The following is a 19,121-nucleotide window of genomic DNA, read 5'->3' on the forward strand; positions in this document are numbered from 1 at the left end:
TTCACGGGCGGGCGCGCAGACGGCGGAGCATGCGGGCGTCCTGGAACCCCACGGCCTGTGCGGCCGCCTCCGTCGTCGCCCCCTCACCCACCAGCAGCTCGGCGCGTCCCAGCCGCAGGCGCTGCTGGTACCGCAGCGGGGCCAGCCCGGTGGCCTCGGTGAACGCCCGGGTGAGAGTGCGATCGCTGACCCCGGGCGAGGCGGCCAGCGCGGCCAGGGACAGGAGGTCGGCGAACCGGGCGTCGATGGTGTCCTGCTTCCGGTGCACCAGGTCCACCGCGTGGTTCCGGAACCTCAGCACCACGCTGGCCTGGGGCTCGTCGCCGTTGCGGCGGGCGCAGACCACCATCTCCCGGGCCACGGAGGCCGCCACGGACGGTCCGTGCCACCGAGCGACCAGGTGCAGTGCGAGGTCGATGCCGCTGGCGATCCCCGCCGAGGCCACCACCCGGTCATCGGACACGTACAGCACGTCCGGCACGACCCGGGCTCGCGGATGGCGCTGGGCCAGGCGTTTCTGGAGGGAGTGGTGGGTGGTGCACCGGCGGCCGTCCAGCAGACCGGCCGTCCCGAGGACGAACGCCCCCGAGCACACACTCGCCACCGTGCCGCCATGTTCGTGGTGGGAGGTCAGCGCCTCGACCTGCGCCGGAGTGGCCAGCGGCGGGGGATCGGAGGTCCGCCATCCGGGCACGAGCACCAGGTCGTCCGGGCCGAGCCGGGGCCAGCCGACCCGCGCCCGCAGCCCGACCCCCTGGGAGGTGGGGACGTCGGGCCGCTCGGCGACATGGTGGAGCTGCACCGGTCGGCTGAGCCCGGCCAGGGTGGAGAACACCTGCGCCGGACGACGATCGGCAACGCCGCGCCGGTGCGAATCTCTGCGCTCATCCCCGAGCCCTCGCAGCTGCCCAGGGGGCGGAACAGGCACGGTCGCGCGCACCACCGGACCGATCCGGTCACGGGTCCACGGCCATGGGCCATGACAGCCCGGGACGCCGGGCCCGCGAGCCCCGGGGCGGGTCCGCGCGGACGAACCCGCCCTCCCGGATGGGCCGCCCGGGGGCGCGGACCCCGCCGTCCCAGCGGTAGGGCTCAGACCAGTCTCTTCTTGAAGCCGATGTGGCTGGGCTCGTATCCGAGGCGCTGGTAGAAGCGGTGGGCGTCCTGCCTCTTGGCGTCCGAGGTCAGCTGCAACATCACGCAGCCGCGTCCCCGGGCCTCGCGTTCGGCCCACTCCAGCAGGGTGGATCCCAGGCCGCCGCCGCGTTCGTCGGTGTGCACCCGGACCGCCTCGATCTGGGCGCGGGTGGCACCCTGCCGCGACAGGCCCGGGACCACGGTGAGCTGGAGGGTGCCGACGACCCGGCCGTTGCGGCGTGCCACCGCCAGATACTGGTGGGGATCCGCGTCGATGACCTCGAAGGCCTCCAGGTAGCGGGACAGGTCGTCGGGGGTCTCCCGGCGGGCCCCCAGGGGGTCGTCCGCGAGCAGGGCGACGATCGCCTCCACGTCGGTCTTCAGGGCGCGTTCGATGGTGAGCATGGGCTCCAACCTAGCGACCCCTTTCCGCGCGGCACAGAGGCTTGAACCGGTTCCCCCCGGTTGGTCGTGGACTCTCCCGATCCCGGGAGCGGGCAACTACAGTCGTCCCATGGACACCGAACACCTCAGCGCTCTGGCCCGCGCCATGGACGGCGACGACCCCCTGGTGGGACTCGACGCCGTGGTGCGTCTGAGGGGCGAGACCGAGCGTGCCGAGGCGGTCCTCGTGCGCCGTGCGAGGAACGACGGCGCCACCTGGGCGCGGATCGCCGAGGTCCTCGGGGTGTCGAAGCAGGCCATCCACAAGAAGTACGGCGGCCGCGGCCTGCTCGGCGACCGCGGCTAGGGTCAGCGCAGCGCGGCCACGAACCGCACCATGCGCTCCTCGAACCCCTCCACCTCGCCGAACCACACCGCGACGGAGTCCGCGCCCGACGCCGCCAGCTCACGGAACCGCGTGACCGCGCGTGCGAAGGCCTCCTCGCCCCCTGTCCATGCCATCCGCACCCCGGTGCCCACGGGGCGGCTGGTGAGCTGCCTCAGCCGGGCGCGAGCCGCACGGAGGACCTCCGGGTCCGGGTCGACCCCCTGCCACTCGTCCGCCCACGCGGCCGCTCGGCGCAGCGCGGGCTCCGAGCCCCCGCCGACCATCACCCGTATCCGCCGCGACGGACGCGGCGCGAACACGCCGTGCTCGTAGCCGTGGAAGCGGCCGTGGAAGGGCCCCTCACCCTCGAACAGGTGCCGCAGCAGCGCAAGGGTCTCGTCCGTCCGCGCGCCCCGGGTGGCGAAGTCCGACCCGATCGAGTCGAACTCCTCGCGCGACCACCCCACGCCCACACCGAGCGTGAACCGGCCCCCTGACAGCCGGTCCAGGGTGGCCACCTGTTTGGCCAGTACGAAGGGGTCGCGCATCGGCAGCACGAGGACGGACGTGCCCAACCGGACCCGTTCCGTGCGGGCCGCCAGGTACGCCAGGGTGACGAGGGGTTCGTACACGCCCCCGAAGGCGGTGCCGTAGGGCTCGGGGGGCAGGAGGTGGTCGGGCAGCCACACGGTGTGGGCGCCGAGCTTTTCGGCGCGAACGCCCAGGTCCACCAGGGCCCGCGGGGGCGTTCCCGGTGATTCGTTGGGCAGGACCACCTGGAGGCGGGGTTGGTTCGGCTCGCTCATGCGGCGACCGTATCCCCGCCGGGTCCTCGCGGGGGCCGGGCTTGGGAAACCGCCCCTCGGGGTCGGCCGAATCACCAGGCGCGGGCGGCGACGGTCAGCCGGGAGCGGACCAGATCCAGGTGGGGGTTGTCGGTCGCTCCGGGGCGGCGGGCCAGGTACACCGTGTTGAACGGCGGGTCCTCCGGTTCCAGCAGCGCCACCAGGCTCCCGTCCAGCAGCTCCCGCTCGCACAGGTAGCGCGGCAGCACGGTCATGCCCGCCCCGTGCGCCACGGCGGCGGTCACCGAGCGAAGGTCGGGGACGGTGAGTTCGGCGGAGCGGGTCAACCGCGCGCCGAACACGTGTCGCCAGTACCGACGGGCGATGGGCAGGTCGTCCGCGTAGGTGACCAGGGGGACCTCGCACAGGGCCGCGCAGCCCTGGCGCCGCACCCTGGAGAGCCCGATCCTCTCCGCCCACACGGGCGCGGCGACCAGCACGAACTCCTCGTCCATGAGCGGTTCGGTGAGGAGGGACCGGCCCCGGGGTCGGATGGTGGACAGCACCAGGTCGTGCCGCCCGGCCCGCAGCTCCTCCAACAGGTCGTCGGCGAGTCCGGTGCTCACACGTAACCGCAGACGGCCCTCGGAGACCAGGGGCGACAGCAGGGGCAGAACGCGTTCACCGAGAAGTTCGGCGGGGCCCGCCAACCGCAGGGGCGCCGTCTGCACCGAGCCGGGTTCGGCGCCGTCCCCGAACGCCACCGTCTCCAGTGCGTCGAGCGGTCCCGCGACGCGGACGGCGAGATCGTTGGCGTCCGGGGTCGGAGCCACACCGCGCGGCAGACGCTCGAACAACGCGTGGCCCAGACGCCGCTCCAGGGACCGTATCTGGGTGGTCACCGTCGGCTGTGACAGGCGCAGCAGCTGGGCCGCGGCCGTGAACGACCCCGAGCGGTGCACGGCCAGGAAGGTGCGGAGCAACTGGAGGTCCAGCGGACCTTCGGTGCGGGGAAGCATCCCGGGCGGGGGCCAACCATTGGAAGTCCTATTGCTCATCCGATGAATTCTATTGGTCGCCGTATGCCACCCGGGTCTACCCTCGGGTCCCGTGGGCCGGTCGAACACCGGCCCCACCTGCGCGGGGGTTCGCCCGTGGCGCCGCCCCGACCCGCGACCCGCACCCCACAGTCGAAAGGCCTCCCCTTTTGCAGTACGTCACGCTGAACAACGGCCTCACCATGCCGCAGCTCGGATTCGGTGTCTGGCAGGTCCCCGACGACGAGGCCCACCGGTCCGTCTCGACCGCCATCGAGGCCGGATACCGCAGCATCGACACCGCCCGGATCTACGACAACGAGAAGGGCACCGGCCGCGCCATCGCCGAGTCCGGCGTGGCCCGCGAGGACATCTTCCTCACCACGAAGCTGTGGAACGACGACCAGGGCCACGACAGGGCCCTGAGGGCCTTCGACGCCAGCCTGGAGCGTCTGGGCACCGACTACGTCGACCTGTACCTGATCCACTGGCCCACCCCGGCCCACGACAACTACGTGGAGACCTGGAAGGCGCTGGAGCGCGTGCACGCCGAGGGCCGTGCCCGGGCGATCGGCGTGTCCAACTTCACGGCGGCGACCCTGGAGCGTCTGGTGGGCGAGGCGGAGGTCGTGCCCGCGATCAACCAGATCGAGCTGCACCCCTACTTCTCGCAGTCCGGGATGCGCGCGGCCAACGCGTCCCACGGCCTGCTCACCGAGGCCTGGAGCCCCCTGGGGCAGGGCAAGGGGCTGTTGGACGACCCCGTCCTGGTCGAGCTCGGTGCCGCGCACGGCAAGACCGCCGCCCAGGTCGCGCTGCGCTGGCACCTCCAGCTCGGCAACGTCGTCATCCCCAAGTCCGTGACCCCGGCACGCATCCGGGAGAACTTCGACGTGTTCGACTTCGAGCTCACGGCCGAGGAGATGAACCGGATCGGCTCGCTGGACCGCGACGGCCGGATCGGGCCGGACCCCGACCACGTCAACTAGCGCCTGACGTCCGGCCGTGTTCCTCGTCACGGTCGCCGCCCACGGGCCCGCCGAGCACCGCTCGGCGGGCCCGCGTCGTCGGATCACCCCTTGGGTAAGCCATCGGATGACCGGTTCAGCAGCGCGGAGGATCATCGGCCCCGGACCTCCGGAACCACACCGGGTCCGAACCAAACTCCATCCTTGTCGATGACCGCTTTCGGACGAGTTGAGCAACGCGCGCACCAGGGCAAACACCCACAACTAGTGACACATCGGGAAGGGTAGGAGTCCGTTGTGCGCGACTGGTCGGCGACACCACACCGAGCACCTTCGCTCTTGAGTGGCGGGGGGCCGAACAGAGGCGTACAGTCCTCTCTGGTGCGCCGGGAAAGTTCACGCGGCGGACACCACATCTCTCTCTACGCGAAACCAGATCCATGACCGTCGTCCCCCTGCGCACAGCGCGCGTGTACCGCTCCGCAACCGCTGAGCGGTCAGTTCACGCCTGGTGTCACAAGGCCCTGAGCCAGTGGCCCGAACTCGGACCCCTTCCGCCCGTGGAGACCCGGCTGGGCCCCACTCAGGCCTTCCGCGCCTCGGGTGGGACCGGTACGCCGGTCCTGGTCCTCTCGGGCACCAACTTCAACGCCGCCACCACGGTTCCCGCCGCCCGCGCGCTCGCCGCGGACCGGCCGGTCCTGCTGGTCGACCTTCCGGGACAGCCGGGTCTGAGCTGCAACCAACGGACCGCGGGCGCCCGGATAGAGGCCTACGGTGAGTGGCTCGACGAGCTGCTGCCCCAGATCACGGACGGCCCGGTCATCGTGCTGGGCCACTCCAGGGGAGCCGCGATCGCGCTGTCCTCGACCCCGAACCCGCTCGTCGCGGGGATGCTCCTGCTCAACCCCGCCGGGTTGACCGCGGCGGGCGTCAGCTCGGAGTCGATGCGCGCGACCCTGCCGTGGATGATCCACCCCAACGAGCAGACCAGCACCCGGCTGATCGAGTTCCTCAGCGGCCCGTCCACGGACACCGGCTGTGAGGAGCACCGTTCCGAGGCCGAGTGGCTGACACTGGTGGCCCGCTACTGCCGTACCCACTCCACCCCGACCCCGCTGCACGCGGAGTCCTTCCTGGCCTGGTCCGGCATCCCGGTCCGGGTGGCCACGGGGTCGCACGACCCGTTCTTCTCACCCGCGCGCCTGCACGGACCGGCCCGCCGGTTCCTCAACACCGGCGTGCGGACCATCGAGGGGGCGGGCCACCTGTCCCTGTACGAGCAGCCGGAGAGGATCGCCGAGCTCCTGCGCGAGTTCGACGTCTGACCGGTCCGGCCTTTCGACGACACCGACGCGCCACTGGTGGCGGCCCTCGCGACCGCCACCAGCCCGTGGGTCAGTCCCGGCCCAGGGCCTGCCTCAGCTCGGCTACCGACGTGAACACGTGCCCCTGGAACCCCAGCTTCCCGGCGGCGTCGACGTTGGTCCGGTTGTCGTCCACGAACAACACGTCGCCGGCGGGGACGTCCATGCGCTCCAGACACCAGCGGTAGGCGCCCGCCTCGGGCTTGGCGTGCCCGATCCGGCAGGAGAACCCCCGCACGGGGAAGAGGTCCAGCACGCGGGGGTGCCGCTCCTCGAAGCGTGCGGCCAGCTCCGGTGGGATGTTCGACAGCAGACCGAGCGGCACGCCCGCGTCGGAGAGCTCCGTCACCAGCGCCACCGACTCCTCGTTCAGCCGCGACCAGCTGTCCAGATCCAGGTCGACCAGCCGCTCGACCCGCTCCCGATCGAAGGTCTCGCCGAGCAGCTCGCCCACCGCCTGCCAGTAGGAGGGGCCGTCCAGGTCGCCCCGGTCGTAGTCCTGGCGCGGAGCCCAGTAGGCGGCCCAGAAGGCGTCGTGGTCGTGTCCGGTGTACTCCACCATCGCGGCTCGGACCGTCGGCGACTGGTCCATGGCGACCACACCGAACATGTCGAACAGCACTGCGTCCACGAGGCACTCCCAGGGTCGAACGGGTTCGGGGTTCGCAGGCCTCCTTCCCCCACGGACCCCCCACGAACCTTCGCCCACTCCCGCCCCGGCTCGGGGGGAGGACGTCTGAGGCACGGTCGGAGTCGGTGTGGGTTCGGCAAGGTTTATCCCTATTTTGGATGATAAATAAGACGATGATGTTTTGTCGGGTTTTGTCGACCGTCTTTTGATGGATTTCCGGGGGTGGTGGTTCTTTGTCCCGTGAGGGCCGGTTTCGCTGTCAGAATGTGGGCATGTGACAGAAGAGAGGACGCCTTCCTATTACGTGCCCCTGCCCTAGGCGCCGGCTGGTCGGGTGACGAACTAACCCCACTGGTCGAACCAGCCCGAACCACCAGAAAGCAGCCGGTATGTTCGAAAAACTGGCACGGAAGCTGGGTCTGGAGACGAACCCGGCGATCTTCTTCATCTCGGCTTCGTTGACCGTGTTCTTCGTGGTGTGCGCGATCACCTTCACTGACACGGTGGACATGGTCTTCGGTGCCACCTCCGAGTGGATCCTGTCCCACCTGGGATGGCTCTACATCCTGGGTGTGACCACCTTTCTCATCTTTCTCATATGGATCGCTTTCGGTCGATATGGGCACATTCGCCTGGGTCCGCCCGACAGCAGGCCGGACTACAGCAACATCACGTGGTTCTGCATGCTGTTCGCGGCCGGAATCGGAAGCATCCTCATGTTCTGGGGCGTGGCCGAACCCATCAGCCACTACGCCAACCCCCCTCAGGGCAACGCCGATCCGGAGACCGTCGAGGCCGCGCACCAGGCCATGGGCTTCACGCTGTACCACTTCGGTCTGCACACCTGGACGATCTTCTGCCTGCCCGCCTTGGCCTTCGCCTACTTCGTGTACCGCAAGGGCCTGCCCTTCCGGGTGAGCTCGATCTTCCACCCCTTCCTCGGCGACCGCGTCAACGGACCGTTCGGCCGGGCGATCGACATCTTCGCGGTCCTGGGCACCCTCTTCGGTGTGGCGGTCACCATCGGCCTGGGCACCATGCAGATCAACAGTGGGCTCAACACACTGTTCGGGATTCAGGAGAGCCGCCTCAACCAGGTGATCCTCATCGCCATCGTCACCTGCGTCGCGGTGATCTCCGTGGCCTCCGGCCTGGACGTCGGCATCAAGTGGCTCTCCCAGATCAACATCATCATCGCGGTCGCGCTGCTGGTGTTCGTGTTCGCCGCCGGGTCCTCCCTCTACCTGGCGAAGGGAGTCATCGAGACCACCGGCGTGTACGCGCAGTGGCTCATCCCCCTCTCGTTCTGGAACGACACCTTCGGCAACACCGGCTGGCAGGGCACGTGGACGGTCTTCTACTGGGCCTGGACCATCACGTGGTCACCGTTCGTCGGCATCTTCATCGCACGCATTTCGCGGGGCCGCACCATCCGCGAGTTCGTGCTCGGCGTGCTGGGGCTGCCCACGGCCTTCAGCATCGTGTGGTTCAGCGTGTTCGGCCTGTCGGCCTTCGACATCGAGATGAACCAGGGCGGCGGTCTGGTCGAGGAGGTCGTCGATCAGGGAGACATCCCCGGCGCGCTGTTCTCGTTCCTCACGCACTACCCGTGGACCACCTTCGTCTCGGCCATGTGCATCGTCATCGTGATCATCTTCTTCACCACCTCGTCGGACTCGGCGTCCCTGGTGGTGGACATGCTCTGTTCGGGAACGGAGGAGTCCCCGACCCGCCAACGGGTGTTCTGGGGCATCACCGAGGGGGTGGTGGCCGCGACCGTGCTCACCGCCTCCGGAGTGGGCGGGTTGGACGCGCTGCAACAGACCATCATCGTGTTCGGGCTGCCGTTCTTCGTGATCGGTTTCTTCATGATGTTCTCCCTGGTCAGAGCGCTCCAGGCGGAAACGGCGGAGGGCTCCGGTGCCCAGCGGGGCCGTCGCACCCCGTTGTCCGCCCGCTCACGCAGGCTCCGCCGCCAACACAGGCGCAGGGGCGGGCCGTCGAACGGCGGCAACGGGAACGGCAACGGCAACGGGAACGGCAGGCCGCAGGGGAAGCGGGGTGACGACGCGTTGGAGCCCTGACCGCCAGGGCCGGGTCACGCCGGGGGCACCGGCCAGAAGAAGTCGTCGACCCCGAAGTGCAGCGAGAGCAGTTCGGGGTCGACGCGGTCCCGACCGTAGGCGTCCAGGAACCGGTCCGCGTCCGCCTGGCCGAACTGGGGGTTCAACGGGCTGAGCAGGCTTCCCACCATCGCGGCCAGGTCCCGGTGCGGATCCGCCACACCGGCCTGACCGAGGTCCACGAGGCCCCAACCCCCGTCAGCGGTGACCAGAACGTTCGGCAGGCAGAAGTCCCCGTGGGTCACCACCTCCGGCAGCGGGCCCGCCCGCCCGACCCGACGCTCCACCTCCGCCAGAGCGCGGGCCGGGTCGGTTCCGGCGTAGCGGCTGCCGCGCCAGGAGCGGTGGACCAGACCGGCTGCCACCCGCTCCCGGGCCCGTTCCAGGTTCTCCTCCAACCGCTCGCGGAAGACCTCCACCGCGCCGACCTCCGACGCGTGGATCGTGCGGGCCGCCTCGGCCAGCAGCTCGACCAGCCGGGGGTGCGCGCGGGCGGTCTCCGGCTCGTGGGCCGCGACACCGGGCAGGTGCGTGGAGACCACCCACCGGGGCGGCCCGTCCTCTCGCGACTCGCGCTCCAACACCCGCGGTGTCGACAGACCGAACCGGGCCATCCACGCGGTCCGGGAGATCTCGCCGTCGAGGTCCCTCGCGAGGTCGGGGCGGTCTGGCGGCACTCCCTTGAACACCGCGACCGGCCGGTCCGCTTCGTCGTACAGACGGAAGACCCGGGCCGCGGACAGGCCCACGCGGACCTCCTCCGCGCGCAGCGAGCACAGGACGGGGTCCTTGAAACGGGGCAGCTCCATACCCGCAGCCTAGGATCCGCCGCGGCTCGTCGCCCACCGGTTTTCCACAGACTGGAGGACGCGGAAGCGCGCCCCGGACCGCAACGGCCATCATGGAAGTCATGACCCTCTCCGACGAACGCTTCCTCGCGACCACCGCCGATCGGCTCGCCGCCCTCCCGGGCATCGAGGCGGTGAGTCTCGGCGGATCGCGCGCCCAGGGGACCCACCGGCCCGACAGCGACTGGGACCTCGCCGTCTACTACCGCGGCTCCCAAGGGGAGTTCTCACCCCGAGCCCTGCGCGACGTCGGCTGGGAGGGTGAGGTCTCCGAGTTCGGTGGCTGGAGCGAGGGCGTGTTCAACGGCGGCGCCTGGCTGAGGATCGACGGCCGCCCGGTGGACGTGCACTACCGCGACCTCGACGTGGTGGAGCACCAGCTGGCCGAGGCCGAACACGGGCGGTTCGACGTGGAGCCCCTCCTGTTCCACCTGGTGGGCATCCCCACGTACCTGGTGGTCGCCGAACTCGCCGTGGGCCGGGTCCTGGTCGGTGACCTGCCCCGACCCGCCTACCCCGACGCGCTCCGGCGCGAGGCTCCGCCGCGCTGGCGCGGATTCGCCTCGGCCACCCTCGCATACGCGGAGCGCCATCACGCCCCGCACGGGAGGGTGGCCCAGTGCGCTGGACTGATCGCCCAGGCCGCCTCGTACGCGGGCCACGCCGTGCTGGCGGCGCGCGGCGAGTGGGTGACCAACGACAAGACCCTGTTGTCCAGAGCCGGGCTGGAGGAGGTGGACTTCGTGGTCGCCGGGATGACGGCGGACCCCCAGGACCTGATCGCGGCGGTCGCGGAGACCGGTCGCGTCATCGCGGGGGCCCGTTGACCGGGATCCGTTGACCGGGATGCGTTGACCAGGAGCCCTTCGGCTGGGATCCGCTGACCAGGGGCCCCTGGTCGGGAGCCGCTGCCCAGGGCCCCTGGTCCGGGACGGGAGCGGCGCCGCGACGCCCCTCCCGACCCGGGAGGCGGGGACCTACCGCGACCAGGTCATGTTGACCACGCCGCTGATGGTCTCGTACCCGGCGCGGGTGAAGGCCCGGGCCATGGGGACATTGCCCACGTCCGTGGCGGCTCGGGCGTACGTGGCGCCCTCGCTCGCCAGGACGCGGGTCCCCTCGGCGAGCAGGTCGTCGATATAGCCGTTGCCCCGGTGCTCGGGCAGCACCGCGATGTAGGCGATGATCGGGTGGTAGGCGTTGCGCGCCGGGATCACGAAGCCCACCGGCGTGCCGTCCGGGAGCATGGCCACCCGCCACCAGGAGCGTGGTGTCGCGTAGTTGGCGAACTCGTCGGCGAAGTTGGCCGCCGCCACCTCCTCGGCGGAGCGTTCCCGCAGGTCCAGGCGGTCGTGGGTGTCCAAGGTGCCCTCCAGGGCACGGGCCATGAGGCCGAGGATGTCCTCGGTGCCCTCGATGCCACGGAAGGCCAGGCGCCCGCTGTCCTCCGGAAGCGGGTTCGCGTTCCTCCAACCGAAGCGCAGACGCTCGACGAGCGGTACAGCGCCCGACGCCTCGACCACCGCCAGACGTTCCTCCACCCGGCGACGGGAACGCTCGTCCTCACGCCAGTCGGCGACGTCGAAGCGTAGGAACTCCGGCGGGGGAGTGGTGCCCTGGGGGATCGGCACTCCGTCGGGGAACAGGGCGGCGTTGGCGGTGCGCAGCAGTTCGCTGGCCACGGCCACGCGGTCGACGTCGTCGGCGTCGTCGTCCACGTCGAGCAGGTCCAGGAGGAAGGGGGCGTCGTCCTGGGGCCGGCACCACCAGGACAGGCGGGCCAGGAGGCGGTCGCCGTCGAGGGCCACCCACATCCAGGAGGGACGTCGACGACCCTGGGTGAGGTCGTCGGCGAGTTCGTCGTTGAGCAGGTACGGCAACCGGTTGAAGAGATCGAGCTCCTCGGGACCGGTGATGGGGCGGATGGTCAGGTCGTTCGGAAGAACGGTCAAGGCTGCACCTTCGGTGTGTGCGCCCGCCGTAGCCGGGGTCAACGGTGGTCGTTGACCCGGGAGGACACGGACGCGGTGATCACGGGGAACATCGGATGTGCCTCCTTTCTCGTCGTCGCCGCGCCGGGGGTCGTTCGCGGCTCCCGAAGTTATACAGGCGAGTCTTCGAGCCCCGCAAGCCCTTTTCGGGGTGACCGATCCAGACTGGGGCCGCGGGTTGTCCACAGGGAGGACGAAACCGGTTGGACCGCGTCCGGTGCGGTGGGCGACGATGCGTCCATGAGCCGAGACTTCCAGGACCTCCTCGACGAGGCCGCCGCCGAACCGACCGAGGGCTGGGACTTCTCCTGGTTCGAGGGCCGCGCCACCGAGCAGCGCCCCTCCTGGGGCTACCAGCGCCTCATGGGAGAGAGGATGGCCCGCGCCACCGCTGCCCTCGACATCCAGACCGGGGGCGGCGAGGTCCTGGCCGGTGTCCCCACGTACCCGCCGCTGACCGTCGCGACCGAGGGGTGGCCGCCCAACGTCCCCGCGGCCACCCGGCTGCTGCACCCCAGGGGAGTGGCGGTGGTCGCCGACCCCGACGAACCCCCGCTGCCCTTCGCGGACGCCGCCTTCGACCTGGTCGTGTGTCGCCACCCCGTCACCGTCTGGTGGGACGAGATCGCCCGCGTCCTCGCTCCCGGGGGCACCTATCTGGCACAGCATGTGGGGCCGTCGAGCGTGTTCGAACTGGTCGAGTACTTCCTCGGCCCGCAGCCCCCTGAGACACGCGGGGCCCGTCACCCGGAGCACGACCGGGCCGGGGCCGAAGCCGCCGGTCTGGAGGTCGTCGACCTCAGGTCGGAGCGACTACGGATGGAGTTCCACGACGTGGGCGCGGTCGCGTACTTCCTGCGCAAGGTCGTGTGGATGGTCCCCGGCTTCACCGTGCACACCCACCGCGAACGGCTCCGGGAGCTGCACGAACAGATCGAGGAACGGGGGCCGTTCGTGGCCCACTCCTCCCGCCACCTGATCGAGGCCCGCAGACCGGAGCGGTCGCGGCGGTGAGGCCGGGGCCGGTGCGGGGTCAGCCGGCCTTGACGTGCTGGACGACCTCGAAGCCCCAGATCTCACTGTTGGACGCCGCCGGGCCGCCGTGACCGCCGTGGGCCTGGCCGTCCTTCCTGGCGTCGGCCGCCGCCTGCGCGTGGCCCTTGCGGAAGGCCTGCCCGTTCACCCAGTTCTGGAAGTCCTCCTCGGACCGCCAGCGGGTGTAGACCAGGTACTTGTCGGTACCCTCGACCGGCCGCAGGAGCTGGAACTCCTCGAATCCCTCCTGGTCCTCCACGAGCCCGGCCCGCTTGGCGAACCTCTCCTCCAACGTGGCGCCCCCGCCCTCGGGGACGGTCAGGACGTTGAACTTCACGACACTGGTCACGCGTGTACCTCCGGAGGTCGGATGCCTGTCAGGGCCAACCTAAGGGACCCGGCGCAGCCGCTCACGGCGGGCTCCCCGCACCAGGCCGACCCGGGGCCTCACCTCAGCCCGTGTTTGCGGGCCACGACTCCCAGCATCGCGGCTCGGGGCAGCAACCGACGGAGCGCGAACACCAGCGGCGCGTTGCTGCCCACCGCGTACAGCGGTCGCGGCCGCTTCGCCTCGACCGCGCGCAGCACCGTCGCCGCCACCCGTTCAGCCGAGATCCCCTTGGCCTCGTTGGCGTTGAGCGTGTTCACCATGGTCCGGTACTCGTCCCGGAAGGGCGAGTCCTCACCCACGTACTGGGTGCGCCGCTCGCTGATGCCGGTGTTGATCGACCCCGGCTCCACGGTGGTCACGCCCACCCCGTAGGGGGAGACCTCGCGCCGCGCGGCGTCCGCGAACCCCTTCACCGCCGCCTTGGTCGCGACATAGGAGGACCGGTAGGCCAACGGGAAGCTGGCCAGCATCGATCCCACCATCACCACGCGCCCGTGGCCACGGGCCCGCATTCCGGGCAGGACCAGCTGCGTGAGGCGGACCGCGCCGAACACGTTGAGCCGGAACACCCGCTCCACGGCGTCCATGGGAAGTTCCTCGATGGGTCCGTTCTGGCTCTCGCCCGCGTTGTTGACGAGCACGTCCACCTCACCAGCGGCGTGCGCGCAGGCCTCGACGGACGCGTAGTCGGTCAGGTCCAGGGCCAGGTACTCGACCCCCGGCACCGGAGCCGGGACCGCCGCCGGGTCGCGGCTGGTGCCGAACACGCGGTAGCCGCGTTGGACCAGGGCGGCTGCTACGGCGGCGCCGATCCCGGAGGAGGCGCCGGTGACCAGCGCGGTGCGGCGGGCGGTGGAGGACATGGGGGGGCAGCCCTTCGGATCGGGGAGGGGGCGGGCCCGCACCACAGTAGCCGTCCCTCGTCCGGGGAACCCGCCCGGTCTCAGTCCTTTTCGCAGTCCTCCAGGATCAGCGACAGCCCGGCGCCGAACAGCCACAGGTCCTTGGACAGGGGGATGCCGTCCGACGTGGGTGCCAGGCTGCCGGGTTTGTGCATGCCGGGCGTGCGCAGGTACATGCCGAGCAGCCCGGCGGCGAAGGCGCTCAATCCGGCTCCCGCGAGTTTGTTCGGTACGAACGGCACCAGCAGCGCGGTGCCCAGGGCGATCTCCCCGGCGCACAGGAGTCGGGCGAAGGTGACCGGGTCGAGCTTGTCCAGGAAGGGGTAGGTGCCCACCGCCATCCCGTGCAGACCCATGGCGGTGTCCTCGTCCGCGCCGCGCTTGTTCAGACCGGAGTTGAGGATGGACGCGCCGGTCGCGATGCGCAGGACCAGCTGGTGAGGCCGCAGGGGCAGTTTCACGAGTACTCCGGAGCGGATCGACGACTTGGGGTCACGCTGATATTACTTGGAGTAGTCATCATGAGTGGCTCCCCGACCCCGGGTGTCGGGCGATCGCCAGCTCCCGAGAAAGGCGTTGCTCCTCGCGACGGCCCCGTGGTTGTCTTCACGGATCCACCCCAGCGAGAGGCACACATGCGCAGAGTCATCGTGACCGGCGGCGGTACCGGCATGGGCAGGGCGATCGCCGAGATGTTCGTCTCGGGCGGGGACGAGGTGTACGTCCTGGGCAGGCGCAGGGAACCCCTCGAGCGAGTCGCCGCCGCCCACCCCGGGGGTCGCGTCGTCCCCCTCCCAGTGGACCTCACCGACGAGGAAGCCGTCCTGGCAGTGGCCGAAGGGCTGTCGGACGCACCCGTCGACGTCCTGGTCAACAATGCGGGCGGGATCATCAAGGAGAACCCTGTCGACACCAGGGGCCTCTTCGGCCTCTACCGCCGCACCATCGACGCCAACCTGCTGTCCGCGATGATGCTCACCCAGGCACTGTGGCCCGCGTTCCGCCGCCCGGGAGGCAGGGTCGTCAACATCAGCTCCATCGCCGCGCATCGGGGCGGTGGCGACGCCTACGCCGCGGCCAAGGCCGGACTCTGCGGTTGGGGGATCGACCTCGCCAGGCGCGGCGGCCCCGACGGCATCACCGTCAACACCCTCACCCCCGGCTACGTGCAGGACACCGAGTTCTTCACCGAGGAGGGGCGTTCGTCCAGGCACGACACCCTCGCAGCCGAGACCATGGTCGGTCGAGCGGGCACCCCGGACGACATCGCCGCGGTGGTGGGGTTCCTCGCCTCCCCCGAGGCGTCCTGGACCACCGGACAGGTCCTGGGGGTGAACGGCGGCGCCCTGCCCGGTCACTGACGGCGGACCACAGCGGCTTTTTCGCGCGCCGGGCCCTCCTAGGCTCGTGCCCATGAACGACACACCCCCCGCTCCCCGTCTCGCCAAAATCACCCCGGAGAACGTCGGAGCCGCCTGTGACCTGCGTGTCCACCCCGACCAGGAACGCTTCGTCGCGCCGGTGGAGCGCTCCCTCGCCGAGGCCTACGCGGCCCCTCCGAACGTGGCCTGGCCCCGGCTGGTCCTGGCCGGTGGCGAGGTCGTCGGTTTCGTCATGGGGGGTTTCGACCCCGACGCCGGAATCGATGCCTTCCGCTGCGGGATCTGGCGGCTGAACGTGTCCGCCGCGCATCAGGGGCTCGGCTACGGGCGGTTCGCCGTGGAGGCGGTGGCCCGCGAGGCCCGCCGTCGAGGGCGGGACCGGCTCACCGTCCTCTGGGTGCCGGGGGAGGGCGGGCCGGAGGGCTTCTACCGGGGGGTGGGATTCTCACCGACAGGGGAGGTTCTCGGGGACCAGGTGCTGGGGGAGCGCTTCCTGAACCGGGACGCCGTCCCAGGTAGCTCGGGAGCCGTATAGCTGAGTGCGGCCCGGATTCGGCCCCACCCCTGGACGACGGAGCGGGGTCGGCCGAGGCCGTAGGGGGAAGTGGCACGCCAGGCGCGGGGTTCCCCCTCGCTGAACGAGAGCGCCCCGTGCGTACGCCCAGGAACACCACCCCCACTGTCCCGAACGAGGAAGCCGCTGGGGGCTCCCGGGCCGCGTGCGGGGCGAAGCCCACGCTGGCGAACCCGTCGCCCACGGTCGCCGTCCGCCGACCAGTCTCGCCAGCCCCTCCGTCACCGTCTGCTCCCGAGGGGCCGGGGCCGTTCCCGGGAGGCCAGCCGCGCCCGGTCCTGGAGGACACCTGGTTCTCCCGGCCCCCCGGTCGCCCCGGGGGCGCCTGCGGCCTCGGGTCAGCCCTGCCCGAAGCGGTCCCGGGCCTCGTCCACGGCGGCGCCCATCGGGTCCTCCGCGATACCTCCGATGGTCTCCGCCTGCTCCTGGAACCCCTGGACGCTCTCGGTCACGTTGTCCGTGACACCCTCGGTCACACCACCCAGCGCGTCCTCGGCGACCTGGCCGTAATCCTGGCCCACCAGGTCCTGGCCGGTCTCCTGGAAGGTGCCCACGGCCTCCTCGGCCCCGCCGCCCACCTGGTCCAGGGTCTGGCTCACCCCGTCCGTGACCTGCTCCGCCGTATCGCCGAACAGACCCTTGAACCAGTCGATCACGTCACTGATCATCGCTCTTCGTTTCTTCCGTGGGCCAAGGCCCGGTTGGGAGTCGTATGCACCCTTCTACCCGCCCGGAGTAAGTACCCCGTAAGGGTTTCCAGCGCAGTGAGGGGCCACGGGGACCACCGTGACGCCCGCGTTCCGGCACATCGTCACGGGACATGGAGATCGCCGTCCCCACCTGCGCGAACTCCCGGCGGAAGGCATCGCTCTGATCACTCTCCGTGGTTTTCGCGCCCACGGGCCGATCCGGCTCGACATCATGTGAGAGCAGCGCCACACGACGACGACCAACGGAGGCCCCGTGGGCAGGCAAGGGTTCGGCAGGATCGCGGTGACCGCAGTGGTCACCGTGGGTGTGGGAATGGCTACGGCCGTTCCGGCCCAGGCGGAGGAAGGGGGAGTCGAACCCCTCGCCTACGTGGCGCTCGGCGACTCCGCGGCCGCCGGGCCACTCATCCCGGACCAGGACCCGAACCTCGCCTGTCTGCGCTCCGACCGCAACTACCCCCGCGTCGCCGCCGACGCCCTCGGCGCCGACCTCACCGACGTCACCTGCTCGGGCGCCAAGGTCTCCGACTTCGCCGGCCAGCAGTTCGGTTTCCTGCCCCCGCAGTACGACGCCCTGGACGAGGACACCGACCTGGTCTCCCTGACCATCGGCGGCAACGACGTCGAGCTGGTCGGCGCCGCGCTGAGCTGTGTCAACCTCCTGCGTGAACCGCTGGGGCGCTCCTGCGCGGACCGCTTCACCGAGGGCGGCACCACCGACCGCATCGCCGAGGACATCGACGCCTGGGAGCCCGTGCTCGCCCAGGCCCTGGGAGAGATCCGCGACCGCGCTCCCCAGGCGCAGATCGTGGTCGCGGGCTACGGCACCTACGTCCGCGAGGGCGGCTGCTGGCCGGTCCAGCCCGTGTGGGGCCGCGACGCCGACTACGTCCAGGGTTCGGTCAACCGACTCAACGACACCCTGGAACGCCAGACCCTCGCGCACGGCGGCACCTACGTCGACCTCGCCGCCGTCAGCGTCGGGCACGACGTGTGCGCGCCGCATGGCGAGCGCTACCTGGAGGGTCTGATCCCCACCAGCGTGGCCGCGCCGCTGCACCCCAACGCCCAGGGGATGGCCGCCTTCGGTGCCGCGCTCGCCGAGGCCGTGGGTGTTCCCGCGCAGCCGGACGAGGCCCTCTGACCAGTACGGACCCTCGGGTGGGACACGGCTCCGAGTTCGGGCCAGTCCCACCCGTTCCGCATTTCCGGCGTCGACGACGCGGATCGGGGAATTTCGTTTACCGGAAGCGCTGAAAAGCCGGAGATGATCATTTCTCCGAACAAAGGGCATAACGAATGAGTTTCTGGTCTCTTGTTGTACTTCCCCTGTTGCTAGTGTCTTCGCATCGAATTGTGGCGGAGGAGTGCGCATGGAATTCAGCGAGCGGATCGCCGCTGTGGCCGCGAAGGCGCGGCAGCAGCAGGACCTCATCGGAACCGAGGAGGCGACGAAGAACGCCCTGGTGATGCCGTTCATCTCGACGGTTCTCGGCTACGACGTCTTCGATCCCCGCGAGGTCGTCCCCGAGTTCACGGCGGACGTCGGCGTGAAGAAGGGTGAGAAGGTCGACTACGCCATCATGTGGGACGACGAGGTGCGGATACTCGTCGAGTGCAAGAAGTCGAATGGCTCGCTCACGGTCGAACACGCCTCGCAGCTCTACCGCTACTTCAGCGTCACCAACGCGCGTGTCGCGGTGCTCACCAACGGTGTCGTCTACCAGTTCTACACCGACCTCGACTCGCCCAACCGGATGGACTCCAAGCCCTTTCTGGTCCTGGACCTCAACGACGTCGACGAATCCCTCCTCCCGGAACTGCGCAAGCTCACCAAGGACGCCTTCGACCTGGAGTCGGTGATCAGCTCCGCCGAGAAGCTCAAGTACCTCGGGGAGATCAAGCGCACCTTCGCCGCCCAGTTCCAGGAGCCGGAGGACGACTGGATCAGGTTCTTCACCAGCCGGGTCCACACGGGCCAGTTCACCCGTCGCGCCCGTGAGCAGTTCGGCCCCCTGGTCCGGGAGGCCGGGGCCCAGTTCCTCAACGACCAGGTCAACAGCCGTCTGAAGTCCGCCCTGACCACAGGTTTCAGCCTTCCCGAGCCCGGCGGGGAGACCGACGGCGCCGAGGAGACCGACGAGGCGGAGGAGGTCGAACGCGGCGACGGGATCGAGACCACCCTCGAGGAACTGGAGGGCTACCGGATCGTGAAGGCCATCGCGTGCAGCGAGGTCAAGCCCCAGCGGGTCGTTCACCGGGACTCGAAGTCCTACTTCGCGGTCCTGCTGGACGACAACAACCGCAAGCCGATCGCCCGCCTGCACTTCAACGGCAAGTCCAGGAAGTACCTCGGCACGTTCGACGCCGCCAAGAACGAGACCCGGCACCTGCTGGGCTCCCTGGACGACATCTACCTCCACTCGGAGCACATCCGTGAGGCGGTCCGCTCCCACCTGGCCTGACCC

The 19,121-nt window shown here is 70.3% G+C and carries 21 protein-coding genes; 10 read left to right on the top strand and 11 right to left on the bottom strand.

From position 1 onward, the window contains the following. Position 1 precedes the first annotated feature (1 nt). Positions 2-835 carry an AraC family transcriptional regulator gene (locus KBX21_RS18925; RefSeq protein ID WP_307869236.1) on the bottom strand — a complete coding sequence of 278 codons (834 nt, stop codon included), beginning with the start codon at positions 833-835 and terminating at the stop codon, positions 2-4. 257 nt (positions 836-1,092) lie between these two features. Then, a complete protein-coding gene (locus tag KBX21_RS18930; protein ID WP_049578480.1) occupies positions 1,093-1,542 on the bottom strand; it encodes a GNAT family N-acetyltransferase in 450 nt (149 codons plus the stop codon). A 109-nt stretch (positions 1,543-1,651) separates the two neighbouring features. Between KBX21_RS18930 and KBX21_RS18935 the strand changes: the two genes are divergently transcribed. Further along, positions 1,652-1,888 (top strand): hypothetical protein, encoded by a 237-nt coding sequence (locus KBX21_RS18935; protein WP_049578483.1) that lies wholly within the window; start codon positions 1,652-1,654, stop codon positions 1,886-1,888. A gap of 2 nt (positions 1,889-1,890) precedes the next feature. Here KBX21_RS18935 and KBX21_RS18940 read toward each other — a convergent pair whose 3' ends face one another. Both KBX21_RS18940 and KBX21_RS18945 read right to left on the bottom strand, forming a co-directional pair. Then, the gene (locus KBX21_RS18940; RefSeq protein ID WP_049578485.1) at positions 1,891-2,715 is read right to left on the bottom strand and encodes a TIGR03619 family F420-dependent LLM class oxidoreductase; all 825 of its coding nucleotides are present in this window, start codon (positions 2,713-2,715) and stop codon (positions 1,891-1,893) included. Positions 2,716-2,786: 71 nt separating this feature from the next. Continuing rightward, positions 2,787-3,752 (bottom strand): LysR family transcriptional regulator, encoded by a 966-nt coding sequence (locus KBX21_RS18945; protein WP_374225734.1) that lies wholly within the window; start codon positions 3,750-3,752, stop codon positions 2,787-2,789. A gap of 149 nt (positions 3,753-3,901) precedes the next feature. Between KBX21_RS18945 and KBX21_RS18950 the strand changes: the two genes are divergently transcribed. Further along, complete coding sequence (locus KBX21_RS18950; protein ID WP_282104571.1) at positions 3,902-4,720, top strand: aldo/keto reductase; 819 nt, start codon at positions 3,902-3,904, stop codon at positions 4,718-4,720. A gap of 419 nt (positions 4,721-5,139) precedes the next feature. Then, on the top strand, positions 5,140-6,027 hold the full coding sequence (locus KBX21_RS18955) for an alpha/beta fold hydrolase (protein WP_049578491.1): 888 nt from the start codon (positions 5,140-5,142) through the stop codon (positions 6,025-6,027). 70 nt (positions 6,028-6,097) lie between these two features. Here the strand turns inward: KBX21_RS18955 and KBX21_RS18960 are convergent, their stop codons facing one another. Continuing rightward, positions 6,098-6,697, bottom strand: a complete 600-nt coding sequence (locus tag KBX21_RS18960) for an HAD family phosphatase (protein WP_210842719.1) — start codon at positions 6,695-6,697, stop codon at positions 6,098-6,100. 389 nt (positions 6,698-7,086) lie between these two features. Here KBX21_RS18960 and KBX21_RS18965 point away from each other — a divergent pair, with 389 nt between their 5' ends. Continuing rightward, positions 7,087-8,781 carry a BCCT family transporter gene (locus tag KBX21_RS18965; protein ID WP_210842720.1) on the top strand — a complete coding sequence of 565 codons (1,695 nt, stop codon included), beginning with the start codon at positions 7,087-7,089 and terminating at the stop codon, positions 8,779-8,781. A 14-nt stretch (positions 8,782-8,795) separates the two neighbouring features. Here KBX21_RS18965 and KBX21_RS18970 read toward each other — a convergent pair whose 3' ends face one another. Next, on the bottom strand, positions 8,796-9,629 hold the full coding sequence (locus tag KBX21_RS18970; RefSeq protein ID WP_210842721.1) for a phosphotransferase: 834 nt from the start codon (positions 9,627-9,629) through the stop codon (positions 8,796-8,798). A gap of 101 nt (positions 9,630-9,730) precedes the next feature. Between KBX21_RS18970 and KBX21_RS18975 the strand changes: the two genes are divergently transcribed. Continuing rightward, positions 9,731-10,495, top strand: a complete 765-nt coding sequence (locus KBX21_RS18975; protein WP_210842722.1) for a nucleotidyltransferase domain-containing protein — start codon at positions 9,731-9,733, stop codon at positions 10,493-10,495. Between the two features lie 150 nt (positions 10,496-10,645). On the opposite strand, the gene KBX21_RS18980 is transcribed toward KBX21_RS18975, so the two are convergent. Beyond that, positions 10,646-11,620: a GNAT family N-acetyltransferase gene (locus KBX21_RS18980; protein ID WP_049579778.1), complete on the bottom strand. Its 975-nt coding sequence runs from the start codon at positions 11,618-11,620 to the stop codon at positions 10,646-10,648. 279 nt (positions 11,621-11,899) lie between these two features. Here KBX21_RS18980 and KBX21_RS18985 point away from each other — a divergent pair, with 279 nt between their 5' ends. Beyond that, on the top strand, positions 11,900-12,673 hold the full coding sequence (locus KBX21_RS18985) for a class I SAM-dependent methyltransferase (protein ID WP_210842723.1): 774 nt from the start codon (positions 11,900-11,902) through the stop codon (positions 12,671-12,673). Positions 12,674-12,692: 19 nt separating this feature from the next. Here the strand turns inward: KBX21_RS18985 and KBX21_RS18990 are convergent, their stop codons facing one another. The 3 genes from KBX21_RS18990 to KBX21_RS19000 form a co-directional block, all read right to left on the bottom strand. Further along, positions 12,693-13,043, bottom strand: coding sequence for an antibiotic biosynthesis monooxygenase (locus tag KBX21_RS18990; protein ID WP_210842724.1), 351 nt, complete (start codon positions 13,041-13,043; stop codon positions 12,693-12,695). Positions 13,044-13,141: 98 nt separating this feature from the next. Continuing rightward, positions 13,142-13,948, bottom strand: a complete 807-nt coding sequence (locus KBX21_RS18995; RefSeq protein WP_210842725.1) for an SDR family oxidoreductase — start codon at positions 13,946-13,948, stop codon at positions 13,142-13,144. An 80-nt stretch (positions 13,949-14,028) separates the two neighbouring features. Then, positions 14,029-14,448: a hypothetical protein gene (locus KBX21_RS19000; RefSeq protein ID WP_049579951.1), complete on the bottom strand. Its 420-nt coding sequence runs from the start codon at positions 14,446-14,448 to the stop codon at positions 14,029-14,031. 174 nt (positions 14,449-14,622) lie between these two features. On the opposite strand from KBX21_RS19000, the gene KBX21_RS19005 reads away from it, so the two are divergent. Then, positions 14,623-15,348, top strand: a complete 726-nt coding sequence (locus tag KBX21_RS19005) for an SDR family NAD(P)-dependent oxidoreductase (protein WP_210842726.1) — start codon at positions 14,623-14,625, stop codon at positions 15,346-15,348. A gap of 52 nt (positions 15,349-15,400) precedes the next feature. Next, a complete protein-coding gene (locus tag KBX21_RS19010; RefSeq protein WP_210842727.1) occupies positions 15,401-15,904 on the top strand; it encodes a GNAT family N-acetyltransferase in 504 nt (167 codons plus the stop codon). 377 nt (positions 15,905-16,281) lie between these two features. On the opposite strand, the gene KBX21_RS19015 is transcribed toward KBX21_RS19010, so the two are convergent. Further along, the gene (locus KBX21_RS19015; protein ID WP_017542688.1) at positions 16,282-16,611 is read right to left on the bottom strand and encodes a hypothetical protein; all 330 of its coding nucleotides are present in this window, start codon (positions 16,609-16,611) and stop codon (positions 16,282-16,284) included. A 295-nt stretch (positions 16,612-16,906) separates the two neighbouring features. Between KBX21_RS19015 and KBX21_RS19020 the strand changes: the two genes are divergently transcribed. Together KBX21_RS19020 and KBX21_RS19025 are read left to right on the top strand one after the other, a co-directional pair. Beyond that, on the top strand, positions 16,907-17,797 hold the full coding sequence (locus tag KBX21_RS19020) for an SGNH/GDSL hydrolase family protein (protein ID WP_234004173.1): 891 nt from the start codon (positions 16,907-16,909) through the stop codon (positions 17,795-17,797). A gap of 229 nt (positions 17,798-18,026) precedes the next feature. Then, the gene (locus tag KBX21_RS19025) at positions 18,027-19,118 is read left to right on the top strand and encodes a type I restriction enzyme HsdR N-terminal domain-containing protein (protein ID WP_049579187.1); all 1,092 of its coding nucleotides are present in this window, start codon (positions 18,027-18,029) and stop codon (positions 19,116-19,118) included. Positions 19,119-19,121: the final 3 nt, after the last annotated feature.

Origin of the sequence: Nocardiopsis sp. B62 (genome assembly GCF_018070675.1) — a bacterium.
Lineage (GTDB): Bacteria > Actinomycetota > Actinomycetes > Streptosporangiales > Streptosporangiaceae > Nocardiopsis > Nocardiopsis prasina.

Bases quoted from the DNA above. Each gene is read 5' to 3' on its own strand.
- KBX21_RS18930 (WP_049578480.1), bottom strand. From the start codon at position 1,542: ATGCTCACCATCGAACGCGCCCTGAAGACCGACGTGGAGGCGATCGTC.
- KBX21_RS18935 (WP_049578483.1), top strand. From the start codon at position 1,652: ATGGACACCGAACACCTCAGCGCTCTGGCCCGCGCCATGGACGGCGAC.
- KBX21_RS18940 (WP_049578485.1), bottom strand. From the start codon at position 2,715: ATGAGCGAGCCGAACCAACCCCGCCTCCAGGTGGTCCTGCCCAACGAA.
- KBX21_RS18945 (WP_374225734.1), bottom strand. From the start codon at position 3,752: ATGAGCAATAGGACTTCCAATGGTTGGCCCCCGCCCGGGATGCTTCCC.
- KBX21_RS18955 (WP_049578491.1), top strand. From the start codon at position 5,140: ATGACCGTCGTCCCCCTGCGCACAGCGCGCGTGTACCGCTCCGCAACC.
- KBX21_RS18965 (WP_210842720.1), top strand. From the start codon at position 7,087: ATGTTCGAAAAACTGGCACGGAAGCTGGGTCTGGAGACGAACCCGGCG.
- KBX21_RS18970 (WP_210842721.1), bottom strand. From the start codon at position 9,629: ATGGAGCTGCCCCGTTTCAAGGACCCCGTCCTGTGCTCGCTGCGCGCG.
- KBX21_RS18975 (WP_210842722.1), top strand. From the start codon at position 9,731: ATGACCCTCTCCGACGAACGCTTCCTCGCGACCACCGCCGATCGGCTC.
- KBX21_RS18985 (WP_210842723.1), top strand. From the start codon at position 11,900: ATGAGCCGAGACTTCCAGGACCTCCTCGACGAGGCCGCCGCCGAACCG.
- KBX21_RS18995 (WP_210842725.1), bottom strand. From the start codon at position 13,948: ATGTCCTCCACCGCCCGCCGCACCGCGCTGGTCACCGGCGCCTCCTCC.
- KBX21_RS19005 (WP_210842726.1), top strand. From the start codon at position 14,623: ATGCGCAGAGTCATCGTGACCGGCGGCGGTACCGGCATGGGCAGGGCG.
- KBX21_RS19010 (WP_210842727.1), top strand. From the start codon at position 15,401: ATGAACGACACACCCCCCGCTCCCCGTCTCGCCAAAATCACCCCGGAG.
- KBX21_RS19015 (WP_017542688.1), bottom strand. From the start codon at position 16,611: ATGATCAGTGACGTGATCGACTGGTTCAAGGGTCTGTTCGGCGATACG.
- KBX21_RS19025 (WP_049579187.1), top strand. From the start codon at position 18,027: ATGGAATTCAGCGAGCGGATCGCCGCTGTGGCCGCGAAGGCGCGGCAG.